This is a genomic window from Candidatus Symbiopectobacterium sp., assembly GCF_020054415.1.
Classification (GTDB): domain Bacteria; phylum Pseudomonadota; class Gammaproteobacteria; order Enterobacterales; family Enterobacteriaceae; genus Symbiopectobacterium.
In genome coordinates, this window is record NZ_JAHWCO010000332.1 from 1 (window position 1) to 3,306 (window position 3,306).

Annotated in this window: 3 protein-coding genes and 1 pseudogene; 2 read left to right on the plus strand and 2 right to left on the minus strand. The window is 53.9% G+C overall.

Annotation, left to right across the window (positions count from 1 at the left end; all coding sequences use genetic code 11):
* Together QZ506_RS09705 and QZ506_RS09710 are read left to right on the plus strand one after the other, a co-directional pair.
* A partial coding sequence (locus tag QZ506_RS09705) for an IS1 family transposase (protein ID WP_291968255.1) occupies window positions 1-111 on the plus strand: 111 nt, incomplete at its 5' end.
* A gap of 185 nt (window positions 112-296) precedes the next feature.
* Window positions 297-2,621, plus strand: coding sequence for a Tex family protein (locus tag QZ506_RS09710; RefSeq protein ID WP_291970686.1), 2,325 nt, complete (start codon window positions 297-299; stop codon window positions 2,619-2,621).
* A 278-nt stretch (window positions 2,622-2,899) separates the two neighbouring features.
* Here QZ506_RS09710 and QZ506_RS09715 read toward each other — a convergent pair whose 3' ends face one another.
* Window positions 2,900-3,127, minus strand: coding sequence for a YdgH/BhsA/McbA-like domain containing protein (locus QZ506_RS09715; protein ID WP_291970688.1), 228 nt, complete (start codon window positions 3,125-3,127; stop codon window positions 2,900-2,902).
* Window positions 3,128-3,191: 64 nt separating this feature from the next.
* A pseudogene (locus QZ506_RS09720) lies at window positions 3,192-3,306 on the minus strand (IS5/IS1182 family transposase); the annotation flags it as partial.

Genomic DNA, 3,306 nt, shown 5'->3' on the forward strand with positions numbered 1-3,306 from the left:
CTGCGTAACCGATTGCAACGGCTCAATCGCAAGACGCTCGGATATTCAAAATCATCCGAAATGCACGATAGGATCATCGGTACTTACATCGAACGCGAGTACTACGTTTGATGCTACATCAACTCATTGAATACACGACCAGCGAAAAAAGGCTTCAAATTCGAACAATTCGCTGAAAAATTGACATAGGTAAATTTTCTGAGAGGTCATAATGCCGACTGGCATTTTTGCTACGCAATCCGTATAACTGTCCCCGATTAGTTAACCCACCCCTTTATGATGATTGAATTCCGATTATGAATGATGCATTGAGCCAGATTATCGCCAGCGAATTGCAGGCGCGAAAGGAGCAGGTTGACGCCGCTGTCCGCCTGCTGGACGAAGGGAACACCGTACCGTTCATCGCTCGTTACCGTAAAGAAGTGACTGGCGGGTTGGATGATACCCAACTGCGCCAGTTGGAAACCCGCCTCGGTTACTTGCGCGAACTGGAAGAACGGCGTCAGACCATTCTGAAATCGATCGAAGAGCAAGGAAAATTAACACCACAGTTGGCTCTGGCGATTAACGGCATCCTGAATAAGACTGAGCTGGAAGATCTCTATCTGCCATACAAGCCCAAACGCCGTACTCGTGGGCAAATTGCCATCGAAGCCGGGCTGGAACCGCTGGCAGACAGCCTGTGGCAAGACCCAAGCAAGGTGCCTGAAGAGGCGGCGTTGGCCTATGTCGCCGAAGACAAAGGTGTTGCCGATGTCAAAGCAGCTCTGGACGGTGCGCGCTACATTCTGATGGAGCGTTTCGCAGAAGATGCCATCTTGCTGGCCAAGGTGCGTGACTATTTGTGGAAAAATGCCCATCTGGTTGCACGCGTGGTCGAAGGCAAAGAGGATGAAGGCGCGAAGTTCCGTGACTACTTTGCCCATCAAGAACCGATCGCAAGCGTGCCATCACACCGTGCACTGGCGATGTTTCGCGGCCGCAACGAAGGGGTACTGCAACTCGCCCTGAACGCCGACCCACAGTTTGACGAACCGCCGCGCGAAAGCCAGGGTGAGCAGATCATCCTTTCACACCTGAATTTGCAGCTCAACAACGCTCCCGCCGATAGTTGGCGTCGTGCGGTGATCAACTGGACCTGGCGTATCAAGGTGCTGTTGCATCTGGAAACCGAGCTGATGGGCACAGTGCGTGAAAAGGCCGAAGAAGAAGCCATCAATGTGTTTGCACGCAACCTGCACGACCTGCTGATGGCCGCGCCTGCCGGAATGCGCGCCACCATGGGGCTCGATCCGGGTCTGCGCACAGGTGTGAAAGTCGCGGTAGTAGATGCAACTGGCAAACTGGTTGCCACGGATACGATTTACCCACATACCGGACAGGCTGCCAAGGCGGCCCCTATCATTGCGGCACTGTGCGTTAAGCATCAGGTAGAACTCGTAGCGATCGGTAACGGTACCGCATCACGTGAAACCGAACGTTTCTTCCTCGATACACAAAAACAGTTTCCGGCAATCAATGCCCAGAAGGTGATTGTCAGTGAGGCAGGTGCTTCGGTGTATTCTGCATCAGAGCTGGCGGCGCTGGAGTTCACCGATCTGGATGTTTCCCTGCGCGGTGCGGTTTCTATTGCGCGTCGCTTGCAGGACCCTCTGGCAGAGCTGGTGAAGATCGATCCAAAATCCATCGGTGTCGGCCAATACCAGCACGATGTAAGCCAGGTGCAACTGGCGAAAAAGCTCGATGCGGTGGTGGAAGACTGCGTTAACGCCGTGGGCGTCGATCTGAATACCGCATCGGTGGCGCTGCTGACGCGCGTTGCTGGGCTTAGCAAAATGATGGCGCAGAATATTGTCAACTGGCGTGACGAAAACGGACGCTTTGACAACCGTCAACAGTTGCTCAAGGTCAGTCGCTTGGGGCCAAAAGCCTTCGAACAGTGCGCAGGATTCCTACGTATCAACCACGGCGATAACCCGCTGGATGCCTCGACGGTTCACCCGGAAGCCTACCCGGTGGTCGAACGCATTCTGGAAGCAACACGCCAGACACTGCGCGATTTTATGGGTGACACCGCCGCGCTGCGCAAACTCAAGGCGGTGGATTTCACTGACACTCGCTTCGGCTTACCCACGGTGACAGATATCGTGAAAGAGTTGGAAAAACCGGGGCGCGATCCACGACCGGAGTTTAAAACCGCTGCGTTCGCCGAAGGGGTGGAAACGCTCAACGATCTGCTGCCGGGTATGGTGCTCGAAGGGGCGGTCACCAACGTCACCAACTTTGGCGCTTTCGTGGATATTGGCGTACATCAGGATGGCTTGGTGCACATTTCATCGCTGTCCGATCGCTATGTCGACGATCCGCACAAGGTGGTGAAAGCCGGTGATATTGTGAAAGTCAAGGTGCTGGAAGTCGATCTGCAACGTAAGCGTATCGCGCTGACCATGCGTCTCGATGAACAGCAGGGTGACACCCCGTCACGCCGTAGCGCCAGCGGAGCCCAACACAACACCGGGTCTCGCCCAGCTCATCATGCACCGCGTGCAAAACAACCGCAGAGCGCAGCAGGCAATATCGCCATGAGCGATGCACTGGCCGCCGCATTTAAAAAACGTTAGCTTTTTGTATACCCTAAATAATTCGAGCTACAGGAAGGCAGCAATCGCTGGCCCGAAGGGTGAGTCTCAGGGATGAGATTCATTCACTCCGGTGAGCTTACTCAAGGAAGTGATTCGGGTGACAAATCTGCCGGGAGCAGATTTGAACGCCGCGCGCAGCGGCATCGTAAGAGGTGAGGCCTAGGGATGGGGCGAATAATGCGTGTAGCCACTTGAAGTATGACGGGTATAAGCAAAGGGAGCCATTGGCTCCCCTTGTAACATTTGCTCGGCTTCACTTAGTTATACAGAACTGCCGTGCCGCGCAGTTGGTTATCACCGGTAGCAGAAACGATACGGTAAGAAGATGCACCTGCTGCCTGTGCTTTAGCGGCAACTTGCGATTCAAAACCGCTCAGCGTTTTAGCGCTACTCACGGAAACGGTACCCATCTGCTCTGCGGCGAAGGTGCCGAAAGAGAGAGAAGTCAGGGCCAATACTGCTGCAAAAGTTTTGATGGTTTTCATGATGCTAATGGCTTTGTTGAATAAATCAGAACTTGTAGCGACTGCGCCCCATACGGGTCGATTGTTACGTGATGCGAATACTGTTCGGCATTCCTGATAGCGTGATCCGGTTAAGCGCTTTGACCATGGCCATGGCTTCACCCACCTGAGCATCGTAGTCTCTCAGACTTAGATGACCA

Excerpts from the sequence above, each read along its gene's own strand:
- QZ506_RS09715 (WP_291970688.1), bottom strand. The coding sequence starts at position 3,127 with ATGAAAACCATCAAAACTTTTGCAGCAGTATTGGCCCTGACTTCTCTC.
- QZ506_RS09710 (WP_291970686.1), top strand. The coding sequence starts at position 297 with ATGAATGATGCATTGAGCCAGATTATCGCCAGCGAATTGCAGGCGCGA.